Raw genomic sequence first — 19,377 nt, 5'->3', positions numbered from 1 at the left:
CCACAGTTTCAGTGAGACGCGGGCTGCTCGACGTTCGAAGCCGGCAGGACATCGGCGGTGTGGTAGGTGAAGACGAGCCGCGCGGGAACCTCACCGTTCAGCACCTGCTCGACGCATTCGTTCACCTGCTGGAGGTCACGGGCCTCGCTGATCACCCGTGTACGCCCCGCTGCGTGCAACGCGAACACTTCGGCGAGATCCTGACGCGTCCCGACGATGGAACCGATGATGCTGATCCCCTTGAGCACCGTATCGAAGATGGGTACCGTCAGCTGGCCATCGGCCGGCAGAGAAACCAGCACCAGGCGACCGCCGCGATTGAGCGATTCGAACGCCTGACCGAAGACCGACGGGGCGACGGCCAGCGCGATCACCACATCCGCTCCGCCCAGATCGCGGACGGCCTTCACAGCATCCGTCGACCCGGCATTCACGACGTGATCGGCGCCGAGGTCCGTCGCAAGCTCGAGCTTGTCGTCGGTGACGTCCACCGCGATCACTTTCGCGCCGACGAGACGCGCGTACTGAACGGCGAGGTGCCCCAACCCGCCGATCCCGAACACGACGACCGTCTCGCCCGGGGTGACGTGCGCGTTCTTGATCGCCGCGTACGTCGTCACTCCCGCGCAGGTGAGCGGGGCGGCATCCAACGCCGTCACCTCAGCCGGTACCGGTACCGCGAAGCGCGCGTCGGCGAGCATGTACTCGCTATAGGCACCGTCGACCGCGTAGCCGTTGTTGTACTGCTTCTCACACAGGTTCTCTCGGCCGTCCACGCAGTACCGGCATTCGCCGCAGGCGTAGGCCAGCCAGGGCATCGCGACGCGTTGGCCGATCGTGCGGTTCGTGACTCCCTCACCGATTCCTTCGACGATCCCCACGCCTTCGTGCCCCGGCACGAGCGGCAGACCCGGTTTCACCGGCCAGTCGCCGCGCATCGCGTGAATGTCGGTATGGCACAGACCACAGGCTTCGAGCCGGACGAGGACCTGTCCCGCGCCAGGCTGGGGGATGTCGCGCTCTTCCAACCGCGCAGGCTCTCCGAAATCCGTCACCACTGCAGTTCGCATGATTCCTCCCGGGCCGTTTGCTCGATCTTTTCGCGCACGACACGGAACGGCCGGGCCGAAGGTCCCACGGTGTCGGTGCGGCGGGTTCCCGGGACGTTCGGCCTGTCGGTGAGCCCGACGATCGGTGAATCTGAGAGCGCGAGCTCATCGGGAGCGCGAAAGCGAAAGCGAAAGGGGAGGGTGATGGGCGAGAGCCGCCGTAGCGTCCAGGTCGTCGAGAGAAACGGCGCGTGGGGGGTGTTCTTCCTGCTCGCCTATATCGGCGCGGCGATCTACTTCATCTCGCACTCGGACGGATCTTTCTGGGCCGTCGTGCTCGGCCTGCTGCAGGCCATGGTCTGGCCCGTGTACGTGATCTATCACGTCCTGGCCCTGCTCGGTGCGTGACACCCGCCCGGTTCGCCGGAACTACGGACGCTCCGCGCATCTCGGGGTGGAGTATGTGGAGCCACCTAAGGGAATCGAACCCTAGTTCGCGGGCTCTTTAGAAACACGCTCGATCAGAAACTGCGGATTCATGCGGTTCCTCCATCGGGTTCGATCACTCTGTTCAAGCCAGATCCGAATAGCTCGTGGGCACACTGTGGGCACGAGCGCTTACCCGACCGCCCCCGCCGCCTCACCAGCAGGTTTGGCGGCACGGCCTAGCCGAGCAGCGCAACCCCGAAGCCAGCGACGACGGTCCGTACTTCGGCGAGGTACCGCTGCGCCTGCTCAGTGAGCGGGATCGCGGAGTGGCCGATCCATCCGATCTCGATGCGTTCGTCGACGTCGAGCGGCACGGCGACGATCTCCGGGTCGAGGTCGTCGCTGATGATGCCCGTCGAGATCGTGTAGCCGTCCAGCCCGATCATGAGGTTGAAGATCGTCGCTCGGTCCGAGACCCGAATCTCTTGTTTGCTCGACAGGGTCGAGAGGATCTCTTCGGCGAAATAGAACGAGTTGTTCGCGCCCTGATCGAACGTGAGCCGCGGCAGATCCGCGAGATCGGCAAGCGTGACGCTCTTCCGAGAAGCGAGGGAGTTCCTCCGCGAGATGAAGATGTGCGGCTCGGCAAGAAACAGCGGATGGAACGCCAGCCCCGAATCCCGCAGCAGCTTGTCGATGACGTTCCGATTGAAGTCGTTGCGATACAGGATGCCCAACTCGCTGCGGAGCGTTCGAACGTCCTCGATGATGTCCCAGGTGCGGGTCTCGCGCAGCGAAAACTCATACTCCGCCGCTCCACTGGCCTTGACCATCCGCACGAACGCGTCAACGGCGAACGAGTAGTGCTGCGCCGACACACCGAGAAGGCGCCTCAACGGCGGCCGGCCGAGGTAGCGCTGCTCGAGCAGCCCGACCTGCTCGACGACCTGCCGGGCATACCCGAGAAACTCCGCACCATCGGCGGTGAGCGTCACCCCGCGGGCGGAGCGGAGCAGCAGGCCACGACCCACCCGCGTCTCGAGCTCCTTCATCGCCGCCGACATCGTGGGCTGAGAGACATAGAGCAGGTCGGCGGCCGCGCTGATCGACCCCTCTGCCGCGACCTCGATGAAGTAGGTCAGCTGCTGCAGTGTGATTCCGCTCGAGTCGCGCGCCATAGGCAAAGCCTATAGGGATGCATAGCTGCGGCGAGTTTCTCGATATGCGCACGCCGACCGCACGATTAATGCATCGACGTCCGCACGGCCGATATCCGGCCGATCAGCCACACGATTGGCCACTCATGGCGAACGACATCACGTTCAGCATCACGACCACCCGCTTCGACGAGAACTACGCGCCCTCCGACACATCCCGCATCACCACGAACTTCGCCAACCTGGCCCGGGGCGCGAACCGGCGACAGAACCTCCGCAATGCCCTGGCGATGATCGACCAGCGATTCAACGACCTCGCACACGAGGACAACCCGAACGGCGACCGCTACAGCCTCGAACTCGAGATCGTCTCGGTGGCCTTGCAGTTCGCCGACGACAGCGAAGATCGGGAGTTTCCGGTGCTCGAGGTCCTCGACGTCCAGATCGTCGACCGATGGACGGGTGAGCGCCACCTCGGGATCATCGGCAACAACTTCTCGTCCTACCTGCGCGACTACGACTTCAGCGTGCTGCTCCCGGCGGTGAACGAAGGGGCGACCGGGCTCATCGTGCCGGACGACTTCGGCGACCTGCACGGCAAGCTGTTCCAGCGGTTCCTCGACTCCCCCGCCTATCAGGAACGGTTCCGGGCGGCGCCCGTGATCTGCATCAGCGTTTCGACGACGAAGACGTATCGCCGCACCGACATCCAGCATCCGGTTCTCGGTGTCGAGTACAGCCAAGACGCGTTCTCGTTAACCGATGAGTACTTCGCGAAGATGGGGCTGCAGGTCCGATACTTCATGCCCCTGGGCTCCGCGGCGCCGCTGGCGTTCTACTTCCGCGGCGACCTGGTCAGCGACTACTCCGACCTGCAACTGGCCGGCACGATCAGCACGATGGAGACGTTCCAGAAGATCTATCGACCCGAGATCTACAACGCGAACTCCGCCGCCGGGCGCGTCTACCGACCGACCCTCGACCACCACGACTACTCGCGGACACCGATCGCCTACGACCGCGTCGAACGCAGCCAACTCGCGATCACGCAGGGGAAGTACGCGGAAGAGCACTTCGTGAAGCCGCACAAGCACGCGCTGGAACAGTGGGTCGCCCTCTCGCCCGCGCCCGTCTCATGAGCACCGGAAAGTCATCGATCATGCACACGCTCTTGCCCACCTCCATCGTCGGCAGCCTGCCGAAGCCTTCCTGGCTCGCAGAACCCGAAACCCTCTGGTCTCCGTGGCAGCTGCAGGGCGAAGCGTTGGTCGAGGGCAAGCACGACGCACTGCGGATCGCGGTGCAGGAACAGCGCCGCAACGGCATCGACATCATCAGTGATGGCGAACAGACCCGACAGCACTTCGTCACGACCTTCATTGAGCACCTCGACGGGGTTGACTTCGAGAAGCGCGAGACCGTACGCATCCGCAATCGATACGACGCGAGCGTGCCGACCGTCGTCGGTGCCGTGAGCCGCGAAAAGCCCGTGTTTGTCGACGACGCAAAGTTCTTGCGTCAGCAGACCGATCAGCCGATCAAGTGGGCACTCCCGGGCCCGATGACGATGATCGACACCCTCTACAACGCCCACTACACGAGCCGCGAAAAGCTGGCATGGGAGTTCGCAACAATCCTCAACCAAGAAGCGAAAGACCTCGAGGCCGCGGGCGTCGACATCATCCAGTTCGATGAGCCGTCGTTCAACGTCTTCTTCGACGAAATGGAGGAGTGGGGAATCGCGGCGCTGGAGCGGGCCGCTGAAGGACTGCGCGCCGAGACCGTCGTGCACATCTGCTACGGCTACGGCATCAAGGCCAACACCGATTGGAAGGCGACCCTCGGGTCGGAATGGCGACAGTACGAGAGGTCGTTCCCGCTCTTGCGGCGCTCGAGTATCGACGTCATCTCGCTGGAATCCCAGAATTCCCGCGTCCCGCTGGACCTCATGGAGCTGATCCGTGGCAAGAAGGTCATGCTCGGCGCCATCGACGTGGCGAGCGAGACGATCGAGACCGCGGATGACGTCGCCGACACCCTCCGGAAGGCTCTCACGTTCGTCGACGCGGACAAGCTCATCCCGAGCACGAACTGCGGCATGGCGCCGCTATCTCGCGACGTGGCCCTGGGGAAGCTGAACGCGCTGACGGCGGGTGCGGACATCGTTCGCGCGGAGCTCGCGGGAAGCGGGATCTAGCTCGCGGCACTTCTGGAGGCGTCCGCCGACATCTCGCGTCATACGCGCGTCACGGTGCGTAATCGGCAGGCTTGTCGGTGAGCTCTCGGCCTAGCTTTGCCTCATGACCGACTTCTTTGATCGTGAGGCCGACCGCGCCTACACGCGCGTGTACAAGGCCGAAACCCCCGACATCCTCAAGGCATGGGTTGACTTTGACGGAGCCGTTTTCGCGGCTGAAGGGCGCGAGATCCCGCTGAAGTATCGCGAGCTGATCGCTCTCGCCGTGGGCATCACGACGCAGTGCGCGTATTGCATCGACGCTCATGCACAAAAGGCCGTTCATGCGGGTGCAACCCAGGGCGAGCTTGCCGAAGCGGCGTGGGTAGCAACCGCGATCCGCGCCGGTGGCGGGTTTGCGCATGGTCGCCTGGCCTTCAAGCTGGCGGAGGGCTCATCCGCCGCTCACAGCCACTGACAGAGCCCTTGCTAGAGGCTGGATCCCGGGTTCAGGATTCCGCGCGGGTCGAGCACCGCACGGATGCTCCGTTGGAGCGAAAGCACTTCGGGTCCGAGCTCTCGGGCCGCCCACGCGCGCTTGAGTCGACCGACGCCGTGCTCGGCGGTGATCGTGCCGCCGAGCTCCAGCGCCAACGCGAAGATTCGGTCGGCGGCGGCCTGCGCGAGCGAGGGAACAGGCGCCCCCGCCGGCGCGTGTTCGGTGACGATGATCGGATGCAGATTGCCGTCGCCGGCGTGCCCGAAGACGAAGATGCGCACCCCCTCCTCCGCCGCGATCATTCCGATCCTTCGCACCGCTTCCGCAAGGCGCGACCGCGGCACCGCAATGTCTTCGATCAGCGGTCGCCCGATCGCTTCGAGCGCGGGGAGTGCGCGTCGACGGGCGAAGAGCAAGCGATCGGCGTCGGCCTGATCGACAGCTATCTCGATCCGGGATGCGGCACCATCGAGTGCGGCGGTGACGACGTCGAGTTCTTCCTCTGCACCGAATCCGTCGGTCTGTGCGATCAGGAGCGCCCCGCCCCGTGAGCGCAGATCGGTTCCTTCCAATGCGTCGATAGCGGCCAGGGTAGCCCCGTCCATGATCTCGAGGACCGCGGGACGTGCCCCGGAGCGAGTAATCGCTGTGATGCCCCGGGCCGCGAGCTCGATGTTGTCGAAAAAGGCCGAAGCTGTCGCTGTCCGCGCGGGACGGGGAAGCAGCCGAAGCGTAGCCCCGACGACGACTCCCAGGGTGCCTTCCGACCCGGTGAACAATCCCACGAGGTCGTAGCCCGTGACGCCCTTGATCGTGTCGCGGCCCGTGTGGATCAGTGTGCCATCGGCCAGCACGACGTCGAGCGCCAGAACGTGATCGCGGGTCACTCCGTACTTCGCGCCACGCAGTCCGCCAGCGTTCGTGGCGACATTGCCGCCGATCGTGGAGATTCCGACGCTTCCGGGATCGGGCGCATACATGAGCCCGTGGGCGCCGGCCGCCGCATCGAGATCGGCGGTTATCACTCCCGCCTCGACACGCGCGAGTTGTTCGTTCGGGTCGATCGAGATGATGCGGTCGAGCCCGGAGAGGTCGAGCACGACGGCATCGGCTACTCCGACCGCGCCGCCCGCGAGCCCACTTCCCGCGCCCCGGGGGACGATGGCTGTACGGGTTTGGTTGGCCCACGCGAGCACCGCGCGAACGCCCTCGACCGAGCGGGGCTGGACGACACCGCGAGGCGCGACCGCTTCGGGCCATCCGGATCGATCTACCGATGCCGCGAGGAGCACTCCCGGGTCGTCGTAGATGTCGAAGATCACGTCCCGGCTCACCGCCCCCTCTGGCTCTCGCGCGCGCCGACGAGAAGGTCGTAGTCGAACTCGATCGGCAAAGCGATCTCGTCGGGGCCTCCACCGCGGGCGCCGAGCGCGCCGAGAGTTCGCGCGACGGCGGCGTTCAGGGGCGCCTCGGCGCCGATCGATCGAGCGATACGGGTGATCTCGCCGCTCAGAAAGTCCACCTCGTTGCTGGTGCGGCGAGCGAAGCTCTGCCACGTCGAGAGCCGACCGGGCGTGTGGCCCGGGACATCCCCGATGGAAAGTCGTACGTCATCGATGGGAGGCGGCGCGACGGCGAGCCCCGCGGCCTCGAAGATCGATCGCGCCTCCTCGACGAGCGCCGCCTCGGCGCGTTCGGCTTCGTCGCGAGAGGCGGCGAAGACATCCACGACATTCCGCAGATTCGCGATCAGCTTGCGTCGCTTGGCCGCGGCGATGTTAGGTTCGACCGCGGTCGCGAATCCCGCCTGAGCCAGGGCTGCTCGATGTCGCTCTTCATCGCCGGGAAGCGAACGGGGATAGCCGCCGATCCAGGCAGCCCCGATCACCGGGTACGCGGGTGAGACGATGACGCCCGGTTCGAGGTGGCTTGCCGGTATGCCGAGCGAGACGCCGAGAACCGTGTCGAAGCGACGTAGCGCGACGCCTTCGGCCCAGAGTCCGTTCTGCAGCGTCAAGATCGGCAAATCGGCGACAACACCGCGCTCGTCGGCGAGCGGAACCCAGGCGATTGCGGCCACGGCAGCCTCGGCATCTTGCGCCTTCACCGCCAGCACGATCGTGTCGGACGAGGTCGGAGCGGCGGCCTGAATATCTTCGACCACGTTCACACGGATGAGGTCGTCGCCGTGAGGACGACGCACCCGGATTCCGCGCTCGCTGATCGCGTCGAATGTCACCCCTCGCGCGAGAAGTATCGAGTGCACACCGGCGAGAGTCCACTGGGCCGCGAGAAGGCCTCCGATGGCCCCCGCCCCCACCACGATGTAACGACTCACGGGATGACGACCTCTCTCGACGCAAAATCCGATCTCAGACGCGCGCCGGGCACGGCGCTGAGGAGCGCCTTCGTGTACTGGTGCTGGGGCGCACCGAGGACGGCGGCGGCGGCTCCGGTCTCCACGACGCGTCCGCGTTGAACGACCGCGACCGTGTGCGCCACCTGCGCTACGACCCCGAGGTCGTGGGAAACGAGCACGTAGCCCACACCGAGGTCCTCCTGGAGTCGCGCGAGCAGGCGAAGGATCTGGTCCTGGACCGAAACATCGAGAGCCGAGACGGGCTCGTCGAGATAGATCAGTTCGGGTTGGATCGCGAGCGCGCGGGCGATCGCGACGCGTTGGCGTTGCCCGCCAGACAGTTCTGCAGGGCGCCGGGTTGCTGCATCCCTCGGCAGTCCCACCAGATCGATGAGATCCGCCACCCGCGCGCGGCGCTCGGCGCGACTGCCGATTCGGAAGGACGTGAGCGGCTCGGCGATCGAGCGTCCGACGCTGAATCGGGGGTCCAGCGCGGCAAACGGATTCTGCTGCACGAGTTGGAACCGCCGACGAAGTGGCCGTGCGGCGCGCCAATCCAGCGCCGTCAGATCTTGTTCGGCAAAGACCACTCGTCCCGTCGTGGGCAGCTCCAGTCCGAGCGCGATCCGCAAGAGGGTCGTCTTGCCCGACCCCGACTCACCCACGATCGCGAGCGTCTGTCCGGCGTGGGCCGCGAGCGTCACGTTGTCCACCGCTCGCACGGTCGGCTCGATCGATCCACGGGGAAGGGAGAAGTCCTTCGTGACACCCTCCCAGCGCACGATGACGGGTGTCTCGGCGACCGCTCGTTGTGGCGCAACCGCTGCGGACAGGCCCGGAGCGGCGGCCACGAGGCGCCGAGTGTAGGGGTGCCGCGGCGCGGCCAGTACATCGAGGGCGGGGCCCTGCTCGACGACCTCGCCATGTTGCATGACGATCACCCGGTCCGCGCGGTCTGCCGCGACCCCGAGGTCATGCGTGATGATCGCGAGCGCGATCCCCCTCTCGCGGACGAGGGCGTCCAGATGATCCAGGATCTGCTTCTGCACGGTGACGTCGAGCGCGCTCGTCGGTTCGTCCGCCACGAGCACATCGGGATCTCCCGCAAGGGCAATGGCGATCAGCACGCGCTGCCGCAGGCCGCCGGAGAGCTGGTGGGGGTACTGCCTGGCGCGTGTCACCGGATCATCGATGCCCGCCTGCGTGAGCGCTTCGACGACGGCGACATCGACGAGAGGCCGCGGGACGCCACGTAGCCGGACGGCTTCGCCCACTTGGTGACCCACCCGCTGCGTCGGATTGAGCGAAACCGTCGGATCCTGCGGCACAAGACCCACAACACGCCCCCGGATACGGCGGGCGGTCCGTTCGGATGCCCCGGCGAGTTCGACGTCGGCGACACGCGCGGAGCCTTCCACAATGTGTCCCGACGAAGGCAGCAGCCCGAGAAGCGCGAGCGCGACGGTGCTCTTTCCGGATCCGGATTCGCCGACGATCGCGACACGCTCCCCCCTGTCGATATCGAGGTCGATACCTCGCACCGCCTGGGTGACACGGCCGTCGCGGCGATATTCGACTCGTAGATCACGGATCTTGACGACCGAGCTCGTCATCTCTGGACCTCCTCGAGCGTCTTGGAGAGGTGATTGAGCGAAAGCACCACAACGGCGACAAAGAGACCGGGGATCAGCGAGACCCACGGCGCGGTAACGAGATAGTTTCGGCCGTTCGCAATCAGAGTTCCCCACTCGGCGGCCGGTGGCGCGGCGCCGAACCCGAGAAAGCTGAGCGACGCGACCGCGAGGATGGCGACACCGATGTCGAGCACGGCAAGCACCATCACAGGCCCCCACGAGTTCGGGAGGATGTGCGTGATCAGGATGCGGGTCCAGGAGGCACCCCCCGCGCGCGCTGCCTCTATATAGGGGAGAGTCCGCACGCGAAGGACTTCGGCACGGGTGGTGCGCGCGAAGCCGGGCACTATTCCGATCCCGACCGCGATGGCGACAGGGATGGTTCCGAACCCGAGGGCCGTGACGATCGCCAGCGCCAGGAGCAGCCCGGGGATCGCCAGGAACACATCCACGATCCGCATCGCGATCGAATCAGTGAGGCCGCCGACGAATCCCGAAAGCACACCGAGAGTCAGCCCGACGACGAGCGCCAGCCCGACAGCCAGCGCTGTGGCCGCGATCGTCAGAGCAGAGCCGTGTACGACCCGCGAATACAGATCTCGCCCGAGTTCGTCCGTTCCGAACCAGTGCGTTGGGCTGGGAGGCAGCAGCCGATCGAGCGGCGCGGTGGCCGTGGGGTCGTAGGTTGCCAGAAGCTGCGGAACGACCGCCGAGAGAACCGCGAACAGGATGATTCCGAGGGCGAGGATCACTCCGAATCGCCGTGGCAGAGCACCCACAGGTCGACGTGTTCGAGCGAGCGAGGCGGTGGGCGCGGCTGCCGCGGGTCCGCTCGGGACCGCGTCAAAGTCGGTGGTGGGCGGACTCTCGAGCACAGTGACTGTCATGCGCGGCTCACATTCGGGGTATGGCTGATCCGGGGATCGAGCAAGGGGTAAAGCAGGTCCACGATCAGGTTGACGACGACGAACGCCCCTGCCGCAAGCACGACGATCGCTTGCACGACCGGCACGTCCTGCGCGAGCACGGACTCCTGCGCGAGCCGCCCCAGGCCGTGACGCGAGAACACTGTTTCGACGACGATCGACCCGGTCACCGTCGCTCCGACGAGCAAACCCAAGATCGTCAACGTCGGCAGCGCCGCGTTGCGGAACGCGTGTCGCAGCTGCACCGACCAGCGACTGAGTCCCTTGGCGCGAGCCGTCGCGATGTAAGGCTCGCTCAGGGTGTCGTCGAAGCTGCGGATGAGCACCTGGGCGAGCACCGCCGACGTCGGAATGGCCATCGTGATGGCCGGCAGAACATAGCTGGCGGGCCCCTCGTTTCCCATTGCAGGGAACCAGCCGAGGGTGAACGCGAAGACCTGGATGAGGAGGAGGCCGATCCAGAACCCGGGGACGCTGACGCCCACCGCCGGCACGCGCCGAAGAATCGCGGCGACAGGTCCCCGCGGCAGCCACGTCGCGAAGAGTGCGAGGGCGACCCCGAAGACGAGCGCGATGAGTACCGCGAACGCGCTCAGGATCGCGGTGGGCGGCAGCCGGTCGGCGATCAACTCGCCGACCGGCACCTGCTTGGCGAACGACACCCCGAAGTCGCCGCGAAGCGCTCCGAGGAGCATGCCGAGGTACTGCTCCCACACCGGTCGATCGAGGCCAAGCCTCGCCGCGGCGGCCTCGCGCTGCTCCGGGCTGAGCGAATCGATCTCGACGTTGTTGGCGGCCAACTGCAGCGCAACCGGGTCGCTCGGGAGCAGGTAAAGGATGACGAAGGTCACGGTATACGCCGCCCAGAGAACGACGACCGCCTGACCGATCCGTCGGAGCACGTACCCCGTCATGTCACTCCTCGGACTTCCAGATGTCGTAGTACGACAGGAACGACTCGCTGGTGAACCGGAACCCGTGCACCCCTGGGGCCGTCGCCGCGTACTGCACGCGCTCGAAGATGGGGAAGGTGACTCCCTCATCGACCAAGACCTTCTGGAGCGCGTCGTACGGCGCCTTCTGCCCCTCGGCAGTCGTCGCGGTCAACCCTTCGTCGAAGAGCGATTGGATCTCGGCCGCGGTTTCGGGGGTCGCAACGCCGTTCGCGAAGGCCTTCGATGACGCGTAGCGGGCGTCGATGATCCACTGGATGACAGAGGGCTCGGCCCGCGTGTAATACGTGACGAGAACGTCGTAGTCGCCGTTGGAGATGATCGATGCCCGCTCCGCGGCCTGGTAGACCCGCAGCTCGAAGTTGATGCCGACCTGCTTGAGCTGATCTTGGAGAAGCACGTCGCCCGGGGATTCGGCCGTGATGGGCTGCACGATCGTGAGGGTCTCACCATCCTTCTCGCGATAGTCCTCACCGTCCTCGAGCACCCAGCCGGCATCCTCGAGGATCTCGGCGGCACCCTCGGGGTCGTATGCGAGCGCCTCGGTCTGCGGCTCGAAGAACGGAGTCGTGGAATTGAACGCACCTTCGACGACGGGGTAATCGGCGCCGTAGATCGTCGCCGCATAGGTCTTGCGGTCGATGGCCTTCTGCAACGCCTGCCGCACAGCGCGGTCGGCGAGAATCGCCCCGTCAGCGGTGTTCGCGAACAGGCTCTGGGACACCCCGGGGAGAGGGCGCGACTGGACCGTCGCGCCGCTGGACCCAAGCAGTGTCCGATCCTCGGGGGTGAACGGGTTGCGTGGCCACGCGACGTCGCTCGCCCCGCTCGCCAGATTGCCGACGCGGACGCTGTCCTCAGCGACGTAATTGATGCGGACCGCGTCCAGATACGCCTCGCCCTGGTGGTCGTTCAGGTCGCTGGCCCAGTCGTACCCGTCGCGCTTGCTCAGATCGATCCCCTCCCCCGGTCGGTACGAGTCGAGCACGAACGGGCCAGAGCCGACCACGTTGCCGAGGCACCGCTCCTCGGGCGTCGCGTCGTACGACGAGGGGGCCAGGATGGCCAGGTTGGTTGTGGAGGTCCCCTGCAGGAAAGACGAGTTGGGGGTCGAGAAAGACACCTCGACGGTGTCGTCGTCGACGGCGGTCGCCGCCTCCAGACCCGCGACGTACACACCTCCATAGGCCCCCGGTACCGCCTGGATGGTCTCGAGCGCGCTCTCGAAGGTGCGCACGACGGCGGCAGCGTTGAGCGGGGTGCCATCCGAGAACGTCACGCCGTCGCGCAGGATGAAGGTGTAGGTCAAGCCGTCGTCACTGACACTCCAGTCCGTTGCGAGCCACGGCACGAGCTCACCCGTTTCGGGGTCCTGGTCGGTCAGGGAGTCGGCCACATTGCGGATGACCTGCCGGTGCTCGATCCAGTAGGTCTGGAACGGATCGACGCACGCGAAGGCTGCGTTGTCGGGCCAGAACTCGAGCGTCAGCTCGCCGCCGGCGACAGGCTCTGCGTCGGTGGTCGGGGCGGGGCCCGCCTGTCCCCCCGCGCAGGCGGTGAGGGCCAGGGTGAATACCGTGGCGGTGGCGATCAGCGGCCATCGGAGGCGATGAGTACTCATGGTGTGGTCGTGCCTTTCTGCTGCGTCAGGACTGAAGGATCGAGCGGCCCGTCGCGAGGAGAGCCGCATCGTCTTGGGGTGGGTGGGGGCGCGCGCACAGAACGTCGCGCAGATGCCGTTCGAACGGCAGCGACCGGGTCAGCCCCGCGTTGCCGATCGAGGCGACGAGCGTTTCGACCGCGCTGATCGCGGCGCGCGAGGTGATCAGCTTGACCAGGCCGAGATCGGCCGGGTTGGCGCGTCCCGCGTCGATATCAGCGGCGACGGCGGCGAGGACGAGTTCGGCCGTACGGATCTGCGCGGATGCCTCACCCGCCGTGGACTGGATGCGCTCCAGTGTCGCGATCGGACGCCCGAGCGAGGTCGGCACCCGCTCGCGGGCGAACTCGCCGAACGCGGCGAGCGCGGCGCGCGCGACCCCGACGTAGAGGGCGGGCACGCCAACCGAGTACGCGCCGGGCAGAGTGGGGTTGTTCGGGACCGTGCCGACGGGGGCACCCGAGAAGTTCTCGAACGGAACCTCGACACCGTCGTAGATGACGTCGTGGGTCGAGCTCGCCCGCATCCCGAGGTGATCCCAGGTCGGCACGACCGTGACCCGCGGGTCATCGCCGGGGACGATGACATGCCCGACGCGGGGTTCGGCCTCGTCGGTGACGACCCAGACCAAGTGGTACGCCAGACCCTCGGATCCCGTCGCGAACCCTTTCCGCCCCGAGACGGACCAGCCACCGGATGTTCGATGCGCCGTCGTTGCGGGCAGCCCGCCCCGGGCTGGAGCCCCGAGCTCGGGTTCCGCCCGCACGGCGTTGAGCAGCACCGGGCGCTCCGCGGACTCGGCGAGCACCCGCGCGTACAGGTCCTCGGGCCAGAACGGCGCCGCATCCTGCACGGCGTGCTGTGCAGCCGTCATCGCCACGAGCAGCGCGACGGACGGGTCACCCTCGCCGAGCGCGAGGTAGACGTCCACGGCCTCGCGGGCCGACAGCCCGCGTCCCCCGTATCGGCGCCCGACCGTCGCGGTCAGTAAGCCTGCGTCGTGCGCTGCCTCGACCCCCGGCCAGGGGAATGACCCGTCGAGGTCGTGGTTCGGCGCGTGTGCGGCGAGCGTGCGGGTCAGCGCGCTCAGCTCGAGCGGCGTCAGGCGCGGCTCGCCGAGGGCGCGCCCGGTTGTCGTCACGGCGCTCACGCGCGCACCCCCTCCGTGATGGGCGGCTGGGCGACGACCTCGCCGCGGACTCCGGTGGCGGCACGGTGCGCAAGCTCCTGGCGCACGAGCGGCAGCACGTATCGTCCGTAGTCGATCGCGTCATTGAGGTTGTCGTACCCGCGGATCGAAATGAGGTCGGCACCGAGGTCGACATAGTCGAGGATCGCCGCGGCGACCGTCTCGTAGCTGCCGACGAGCGCGGTCGAGGCACCGGCGGCGTTCGTCACCTCGGCGGGCTTAGTCCAGAGCGCCCGGTCATGCACCTCACCGCGAGCCGCTGCGTCGAGCAGTCGCTGTGACCCGACGTTCTGCGGGCGCGCGCTGTCGTAGTGGCGGAAGGGAACGAGGCCGGCGTTCGCATATGTCTCGGCGACACGAGCAACGTGACGATGCGCCTTCTCCCACGCGAGTTCGTCCGTCTCGGCGACGATGGGGCGGAACGTCACCCAGATGCGCGGCTTGTCGGCGCGACCCGCCGCGACGGCCTCCGAGTTGACGCGCTCGATCTGCTCGCGCGTGTCGGCGAGGGGCTCCCCCCACAGCCCGAAGATGTCACCCACCGCACCGCCGACGCGGTAGGCCGCATCCGATGAGCCTCCGACCGAGATCGGGATGGGCGCAAACGGGGCGAACCCCGGGCCGAAATCGTCGAACCGGTAGTAGCGACCCTCATGGCTGAACGATCCGGTCTCGGTCCACGCACGTCGGACGATACGGATCCACTCTTCCGAACGGTCGTAGCGTTCGTCCTTGCTGAGGTAGTCGCCCTGCCGCGCCTGCTCGGCATCGCTCCCCCCGGAGATGATGTGCACCACGGCCCGACCGTCCGAGATCTGGCTCAGGGTCGCCAGCTGTTGCGCAGCAACCGTCGGGTAGACCGTGTTGGGTCGCACGGCAACGATGGGGGCAAGCCTCTCGGTAGCAGCCGCGACAGCGGTTGCCACCACGAACGAGTCCGCGGACGAGCTGCCGTAGGGAACGAGGGTGTAGTCGAAGCCCGCGTCCTCGAGCACACGCGCATAGCGACGCACGTACGCGGGATCGAGCGGGCGGCCACCCTTCAGCGGGTTGAGCTCGTCGCCCGGGCGGGTGTTGATGGCACTGATGAACTCGACGGTCATGACTGGTTCTCCTTGACAAGGGGCGCACCGGCGCCCGGGTGTGATCCGACGGCGACGGGGCGATCGGGGTGGTTGGACCATTGGCTCCACGAGCCGGGGTACAGCTGCGGGGCGTATCCCGCCAGGGTGAGAGCGACGAAGGCGTGGGAGGCCGTGACCCCCGAGCCGCAGTACACGCCGACCGGCGCGTCCGGTCGAGCACCCGCCCGGGCGAAGCGCGCGCGAAGCTCTTCCGGGTCGAGGAACCGCCCATCCGGCCCCACGTTCACGGTCGTGGGGACGTTGATGGCACCCGGGATGTGCCCCGCCCGCGGATCGACGGGTTCGGCATCTCCGCGGTACCGCTCCTCGGCGCGCACATCGAGCAGAACCCCGTCCTGCCCGAGGGCCGCCGCCTGATCGATCGTGAGCCGGGGCAGTCGCCCGGGGGTCAGGGTGATGTCGCCGCGCGGCGGGTCGACGAGGCCGTGCTCGAGCGTGCGGCCCGACGCAGTCCAGGCACGCAGCGACCCGTCGAGGATTCGCACGTCGGACACACCGGCGTCGGTGAGCAGCCACCAGGCGCGGGCCGCTGAGAGCGACTTCAGGTCGTCGTAGACCACCACCGTGTCGCCGGTTCGCAGTCCCCAACCGCGGGCGGCGGTCTCGAGCCGGTCCAGCGCAGGGAGGGGGTGCCGCCCATCGCGCGGCGTGCCGTGCTCCGCGAGCTCGGAGTCGAGATCGACATACACGGCGCCCGGGATGTGCCCGGCGAGATATTCCGGGCGACCGTCCGGACGATCGAGCCGCCAGCGGACGTCGAGCACACGCAGGGGGGCTCCGGAGGCGAGGAGCTCAGCGAGCTCAATAGCGGAGATGAGAATGTCGGACATGGTTCTCCTAAGAACGGGCGCAGAGCAGACAGGCGAGCGCCGATGAGGCGGATCAGGACGGCTAGCGGGTGGAGGTGCTCAACACCCGCGCATCATGCGCATTCGACGGACCAGCGAGCTCCCGACACGCACGAAGCGCACGGACGAAGCGGCGGCGAAGATGCCCGTGCTTTCCATGTCATGCCTCTCGCGGTGATGCGCTGGATACGTCGTGTGGTCAGGTTAGGGACGCCGTCGACCGAGCGTTGCCGCGACGTCCCGATTGTTTCGGCACGTTTCACGCCGCGAGCCATCCCGGACTCTCCAGCACCTGCCGCGGTTCGATTTCCGCCTTTCCACCTGGGATAAAAGTTCGAGCTCGGAATGAGCTGCTCGCTACTCCTGGATATCGCTCTGTCACCGATTGCGACGAAAGATGACAGCGATTCTGCGATCGGAGCGCCCGTGCTCGCGTTGACCGACGCCGAAACAGTACTGTCGGGTCCCACCCGCTCCCGCATTCACGGAACGGCGACGACAAGGAAGGCTGTGTCCCCCGATGAACCCACCGTTAGAGATCTGGCATGCAGGTTTCTTGGGGAACACCGCAGTGTTGTATGACGGCGCGTTTCACAGCTCTCGTCGCGCGCGGGATGCCCGCGTAGTGTCACCCGAAATACCCGACACGGAACGCCGCCATGACAACATCCCTCGATCCCGCCGCGGGCTTCGCAACCCAGCAGCTGCACGCAGGTCGTGAACCTGGAGACCCCCACCAGGCACGCGCCACCCCGATCTACCTGACCGCCGGTTTCGCCTTCGACGACTTCGACCACGCGCAGGGAGCTTTTTCGGGCGACGAGCCGGACTTCATCTACTCGCGTCACGGCAATCCGACCGGCGAATCCGTCGAACGTCGCCTGGCGGCGCTCGAGCGCGGGAGCGAGGCGATGCTCGTTGCGAGCGGGCAGGCCGCGACCGCGAACGCGCTGCTGGCGATCCTGCACGCGGGTGACCATCTCGTCTCGTCCGGCACGATCTACGAGGGCACGCGCGGCCTGTTCCTCGAGCACCTCTCGCGGTTCGGGATCACGATCGACTTCGTGGACGATCCCACAGACCTGGATGCCTGGCGCGCGGCTGTCACTCCAACCACACGCGCCTTCTTTGCGGAGTCCATCTCGAATCCCAAGAACAATGTCCTCGATATCGCCGCCGTGGCCGAGATCGCCCATTCGGTCGGCGCTCCGCTGATCATCGACAACACCCTCGCCACCCCGTACCTCTTGCGCCCGATCGAGCACGGCGCCGACATCGTCGTGCACTCCGCGAGCAAGTTTCTCGCCGGGCACGGCAGTGTGCTGGGCGGGTTCATCGTCGACGCCGGCACGTTCGACTGGGGTTCGGGCGCGTACCCGCACCTATCCGAAACGCGGGCGATCGACGGCCTCACTCACGTCGAGCGCTACGGCAGGCGTGCCTTCGCGGGATTCCTCCGCGATCTCGCGGTTCCCCGCTTCGGTGCGGCGCCGTCGCCCATCAACGCGTTCCTGATCGAGCAGGGCATCGAAACCCTCTCGCTGCGCGTCGACCGACAGTCGGGCAGCGCGGCGCAGATCGCGCGTTTTCTCGAAGCGCAGCCCGAGGTCGAGTCCGTCGACTACGCCGGACTGGAATCCAACCCCAACCACGCCACCGCATCACGCTACCTGTCCCGAGGATTCGGATCGGTCTTCGCTTTCACGCTCCGGGGCGGCGAGACAACGGCCCGGCGCTTCTACGATTCGCTGCGCCTGTTCACCAAGATGACCCACCTGGGCGACGTCCGTTCGCTCGTCATCCACCCGAGCACAACGACCCACAATCTGCGGACCGAAGAGGAGCAGCGACGCGCGGGCATCTCCCCGTGCCTCATCCGCCTCTCTGTCGGCATCGAGGACGTCGACGATCTGATCCGAGACCTCGCCGGGGCCTTCGCAGCCACGCGGGACGTCTCCGCCGATGCTTCTGTCCCCGCCGTTTCGAGAGTGGCCTGACATGCCCCGTCCGCAGCACTTCGGATGGTTCCTCTCGCGCGGTTTCGGACCGCAGGGATGGGGCAGCCCGGCCTGGGACTGGGGCTACGAGTGGCAGCGTCCCGCCCTGTATCAGCAGTCCGTGCGCGAGCTCGAACAGGCGGGCCTCGACCTCGTGATCATCGAGGATGCTATCTCGGCGGGTCTGCCCGACACCCTTGATCTCCGCGTTCGCGGAGCCTACGGCGGACCCAAGCACGACCCCGTCGCGCTGACCCCGTACCTGCTCAGCACGACAGAGCACATCGGGATCGTGCCGACCGTGAACGTCGCGTCCTACCTGCCATACGTTGCGGCACGGCAGTTCGCCTCGCTGCACCACCTGAGCGATCACCGCGTCGGCATCAATGTCGTGACGGATGTCGGGAGCGCCCGTCATCTCGGCCTCCACCCGATAGCGCACGACGCCGCCTACGACCGCGCGGATGAATGGACCTCCGGCCTGCGCGAGTTGTGGCGCAGTTGGGGCGAGGGGGCACTCGTCGCCGACGCGTCGACCGGGCGCTTTGCCGACGCCGCCCACATCAACACCGTCCAGCACCGCGGCGAGTACTTCGCATTCGACGGGCCCCTCAACGCGATCCCCTTCGCGGGCGGTGACCCGATCATCGTCTCGCCCGGTGGCTCGCCGCGCGGAATCGAGTTCGCGGCGACACACTCCGACGTGCAGCTCGCGCTCGCGAGTCTCGACATCAACCCGGTGCGCAGCTACCGCGAGAAGGTCGGGGCGGCAGCCGCCCGACAGGGCCGCGAGGGACGCATCCGGACGCTGTTCGTGTTCAAACCGCAGGTGGTGTCCAGCGTCGAGGAGGCAGAGCGGATCGTCACGGCGTCGCTCCACCCATCCGAGGCGGAGTTGCGCCAGATCGCCCTCGGGCATTCGTCCGACCTCGAGACCGACCTGACACGGCTCGACCTCGACAGCCCCCTCGATCCTGCAATCTTCGGTGAGCATGTGTCCCGCGGCTCGATCTCGTGGCTGCGCGGCGGGTTCGAGTCCTTCGACGACGTTCCGCTCCGAGAGATCCTCACCCAGCACGCCCGCAAGGGCCGCATCACCGATCGGCGGGGCTATGTCGGTACGGCCGAAGAGATCGCTGACTTCATCGAGGAGTTGGGGGACGATGCGGGCAACGACGGCTTCATCTTCTCGGGCGACTTCCACCCCACGACGATCCACCGCTACCTCGACGAACTCGTGCCGGTGCTCCGGCGCCGCGGCATCCTGCGCCGCGAGTATGCGACCGGCGGTGCACGGGCCAACCTCTTCGATTTCTGACCCGCGTCGGCACGAATGTGCCGTCGTGTTTCGGGCGC

At 66.9% G+C, this 19,377-nt stretch carries 17 protein-coding genes; 6 read left to right on the top strand and 11 right to left on the bottom strand.

Going from position 1 to position 19,377, the window contains the following annotated elements:
* Positions 1-8 precede the first annotated feature (8 nt).
* Positions 9-1,070, bottom strand: a complete 1,062-nt coding sequence (locus tag C2868_RS00185) for a zinc-dependent alcohol dehydrogenase (protein ID WP_103662735.1) — start codon at positions 1,068-1,070, stop codon at positions 9-11.
* 183 nt (positions 1,071-1,253) lie between these two features.
* Between C2868_RS00185 and C2868_RS00180 the strand changes: the two genes are divergently transcribed.
* Positions 1,254-1,457, top strand: coding sequence for a hypothetical protein (locus tag C2868_RS00180; protein WP_103662734.1), 204 nt, complete (start codon positions 1,254-1,256; stop codon positions 1,455-1,457).
* 257 nt (positions 1,458-1,714) lie between these two features.
* Here C2868_RS00180 and C2868_RS00175 read toward each other — a convergent pair whose 3' ends face one another.
* The gene (locus tag C2868_RS00175; RefSeq protein ID WP_103662733.1) at positions 1,715-2,656 is read right to left on the bottom strand and encodes a LysR family transcriptional regulator; all 942 of its coding nucleotides are present in this window, start codon (positions 2,654-2,656) and stop codon (positions 1,715-1,717) included.
* A 125-nt stretch (positions 2,657-2,781) separates the two neighbouring features.
* Between C2868_RS00175 and C2868_RS00170 the strand changes: the two genes are divergently transcribed.
* The 3 genes from C2868_RS00170 to C2868_RS00160 all read left to right on the top strand — a co-directional run bounded on the left by C2868_RS00170 (position 2,782) and on the right by C2868_RS00160 (position 5,289).
* Positions 2,782-3,774, top strand: coding sequence for a putative oxygenase MesX (locus tag C2868_RS00170; RefSeq protein ID WP_103662732.1), 993 nt, complete (start codon positions 2,782-2,784; stop codon positions 3,772-3,774).
* 20 nt (positions 3,775-3,794) lie between these two features.
* Positions 3,795-4,832, top strand: coding sequence for a methionine synthase (locus tag C2868_RS00165; RefSeq protein ID WP_103662747.1), 1,038 nt, complete (start codon positions 3,795-3,797; stop codon positions 4,830-4,832).
* A gap of 103 nt (positions 4,833-4,935) precedes the next feature.
* Positions 4,936-5,289, top strand: coding sequence for a carboxymuconolactone decarboxylase family protein (locus C2868_RS00160; RefSeq protein WP_036299892.1), 354 nt, complete (start codon positions 4,936-4,938; stop codon positions 5,287-5,289).
* A gap of 11 nt (positions 5,290-5,300) precedes the next feature.
* On the opposite strand, the gene C2868_RS00155 is transcribed toward C2868_RS00160, so the two are convergent.
* From C2868_RS00155 to C2868_RS00110, 9 genes are read right to left on the bottom strand one after another with little or no spacing between them, the layout of a single operon-like run.
* A complete protein-coding gene (locus C2868_RS00155; protein ID WP_219811443.1) occupies positions 5,301-6,644 on the bottom strand; it encodes an FAD-binding oxidoreductase in 1,344 nt (447 codons plus the stop codon).
* Positions 6,641-7,648, bottom strand: coding sequence for a ketopantoate reductase family protein (locus C2868_RS00150; protein ID WP_051513699.1), 1,008 nt, complete (start codon positions 7,646-7,648; stop codon positions 6,641-6,643). The genes C2868_RS00155 and C2868_RS00150 overlap by 4 nt, the downstream gene beginning before the upstream one ends.
* Complete coding sequence (locus C2868_RS00140) at positions 7,645-9,282, bottom strand: ABC transporter ATP-binding protein (protein WP_100814169.1); 1,638 nt, start codon at positions 9,280-9,282, stop codon at positions 7,645-7,647. Before C2868_RS00140 ends, C2868_RS00150 begins: the two co-directional genes overlap by 4 nt.
* Positions 9,279-10,190, bottom strand: a complete 912-nt coding sequence (locus C2868_RS00135; protein WP_100814170.1) for an ABC transporter permease — start codon at positions 10,188-10,190, stop codon at positions 9,279-9,281. The genes C2868_RS00140 and C2868_RS00135 overlap by 4 nt, the downstream gene beginning before the upstream one ends.
* A complete protein-coding gene (locus C2868_RS00130; RefSeq protein ID WP_100814171.1) occupies positions 10,187-11,143 on the bottom strand; it encodes an ABC transporter permease in 957 nt (318 codons plus the stop codon). Before C2868_RS00130 ends, C2868_RS00135 begins: the two co-directional genes overlap by 4 nt.
* 1 nt (position 11,144) lies before the next feature.
* Positions 11,145-12,803, bottom strand: coding sequence for an ABC transporter substrate-binding protein (locus C2868_RS00125; RefSeq protein ID WP_100814172.1), 1,659 nt, complete (start codon positions 12,801-12,803; stop codon positions 11,145-11,147).
* Positions 12,804-12,828: 25 nt separating this feature from the next.
* Positions 12,829-13,992 carry an acyl-CoA dehydrogenase family protein gene (locus C2868_RS00120; protein WP_051513435.1) on the bottom strand — a complete coding sequence of 388 codons (1,164 nt, stop codon included), beginning with the start codon at positions 13,990-13,992 and terminating at the stop codon, positions 12,829-12,831.
* Positions 13,989-15,134 carry an LLM class flavin-dependent oxidoreductase gene (locus tag C2868_RS00115; RefSeq protein WP_051513433.1) on the bottom strand — a complete coding sequence of 382 codons (1,146 nt, stop codon included), beginning with the start codon at positions 15,132-15,134 and terminating at the stop codon, positions 13,989-13,991. The genes C2868_RS00120 and C2868_RS00115 overlap by 4 nt, the downstream gene beginning before the upstream one ends.
* On the bottom strand, positions 15,131-16,006 hold the full coding sequence (locus tag C2868_RS00110; protein ID WP_036298236.1) for a sulfurtransferase: 876 nt from the start codon (positions 16,004-16,006) through the stop codon (positions 15,131-15,133). The genes C2868_RS00115 and C2868_RS00110 overlap by 4 nt, the downstream gene beginning before the upstream one ends.
* Positions 16,007-16,683: 677 nt before the next feature.
* Between C2868_RS00110 and C2868_RS00105 the strand changes: the two genes are divergently transcribed.
* Together C2868_RS00105 and C2868_RS00100 are read left to right on the top strand one after the other, a co-directional pair.
* Positions 16,684-18,021: an O-acetylhomoserine aminocarboxypropyltransferase/cysteine synthase family protein gene (locus C2868_RS00105; protein ID WP_100814173.1), complete on the top strand. Its 1,338-nt coding sequence runs from the start codon at positions 16,684-16,686 to the stop codon at positions 18,019-18,021.
* 1 nt (position 18,022) lies between these two features.
* Positions 18,023-19,339 carry an LLM class flavin-dependent oxidoreductase gene (locus tag C2868_RS00100; RefSeq protein WP_100814174.1) on the top strand — a complete coding sequence of 439 codons (1,317 nt, stop codon included), beginning with the start codon at positions 18,023-18,025 and terminating at the stop codon, positions 19,337-19,339.
* Positions 19,340-19,377: the final 38 nt, after the last annotated feature.

This window comes from Microbacterium sp. CJ77, from assembly GCF_002911615.1.
Classification (GTDB): Bacteria; Actinomycetota; Actinomycetes; order Actinomycetales; family Microbacteriaceae; genus Microbacterium.
This window is presented reverse-complemented; position numbering and strand designations above follow the sequence as displayed.

What these genes read in the sequence shown, in the direction of transcription:
- C2868_RS00185 (WP_103662735.1), bottom strand. Translation starts at nt 1,070, where the DNA reads ATGCGAACTGCAGTGGTGACGGATTTCGGAGAGCCTGCGCGGTTGGAA.
- C2868_RS00180 (WP_103662734.1), top strand. Translation starts at nt 1,254, where the DNA reads ATGGGCGAGAGCCGCCGTAGCGTCCAGGTCGTCGAGAGAAACGGCGCG.
- C2868_RS00175 (WP_103662733.1), bottom strand. Translation starts at nt 2,656, where the DNA reads ATGGCGCGCGACTCGAGCGGAATCACACTGCAGCAGCTGACCTACTTC.
- C2868_RS00170 (WP_103662732.1), top strand. Translation starts at nt 2,782, where the DNA reads ATGGCGAACGACATCACGTTCAGCATCACGACCACCCGCTTCGACGAG.
- C2868_RS00165 (WP_103662747.1), top strand. Translation starts at nt 3,795, where the DNA reads ATGCACACGCTCTTGCCCACCTCCATCGTCGGCAGCCTGCCGAAGCCT.
- C2868_RS00160 (WP_036299892.1), top strand. Translation starts at nt 4,936, where the DNA reads ATGACCGACTTCTTTGATCGTGAGGCCGACCGCGCCTACACGCGCGTG.
- C2868_RS00140 (WP_100814169.1), bottom strand. Translation starts at nt 9,282, where the DNA reads ATGACGAGCTCGGTCGTCAAGATCCGTGATCTACGAGTCGAATATCGC.
- C2868_RS00135 (WP_100814170.1), bottom strand. Translation starts at nt 10,190, where the DNA reads ATGACAGTCACTGTGCTCGAGAGTCCGCCCACCACCGACTTTGACGCG.
- C2868_RS00130 (WP_100814171.1), bottom strand. Translation starts at nt 11,143, where the DNA reads ATGACGGGGTACGTGCTCCGACGGATCGGTCAGGCGGTCGTCGTTCTC.
- C2868_RS00125 (WP_100814172.1), bottom strand. Translation starts at nt 12,803, where the DNA reads ATGAGTACTCATCGCCTCCGATGGCCGCTGATCGCCACCGCCACGGTA.
- C2868_RS00115 (WP_051513433.1), bottom strand. Translation starts at nt 15,134, where the DNA reads ATGACCGTCGAGTTCATCAGTGCCATCAACACCCGCCCGGGCGACGAG.
- C2868_RS00110 (WP_036298236.1), bottom strand. Translation starts at nt 16,006, where the DNA reads ATGTCCGACATTCTCATCTCCGCTATTGAGCTCGCTGAGCTCCTCGCC.
- C2868_RS00105 (WP_100814173.1), top strand. Translation starts at nt 16,684, where the DNA reads ATGACAACATCCCTCGATCCCGCCGCGGGCTTCGCAACCCAGCAGCTG.
- C2868_RS00100 (WP_100814174.1), top strand. Translation starts at nt 18,023, where the DNA reads ATGCCCCGTCCGCAGCACTTCGGATGGTTCCTCTCGCGCGGTTTCGGA.